The organism is Paraburkholderia sp. SIMBA_027 (genome assembly GCF_046535315.1).
GTDB classification, from domain to species: Bacteria; Pseudomonadota; Gammaproteobacteria; order Burkholderiales; family Burkholderiaceae; genus Paraburkholderia; species Paraburkholderia tropica.
Window position 1 is genome coordinate 1 of the sequence record NZ_JAWRWY010000798.1, and the last position, 264, is coordinate 264.

A 264-nucleotide genomic window follows, 5' to 3' on the forward strand; every position below is an offset into this window, starting at 1 on the left:
GGTCTATGACTACCACTGTGTCCCCCTCCACCGTCGCCACGCGGGCAAAACGCCACCTTGGCTTGGCCATCGTGGCCTTGGCCACCGGCGGGTTCGCCATTGGAACCACAGAGTTCGCCATGATGGGACTTTTGAAGGAGATAGAAGGCGGCCTGCACATCAGCACACCTGAAGCCGGCAACCTGATTTCCGCATATGCCCTCGGCGTAGTCATCGGCGCGCCGGTGTTCGCGGCCGTCGGGGCGAAACTTCCCCGGAAACACT

General features: G+C 62.1%; 1 pseudogene. It reads left to right on the top strand.

Annotated features, from left to right (window positions below):
- Positions 1-71: 71 nt before the first annotated feature.
- A pseudogene (locus tag SB764_RS41260) lies at positions 72-264 on the top strand (MFS transporter); the annotation flags it as partial.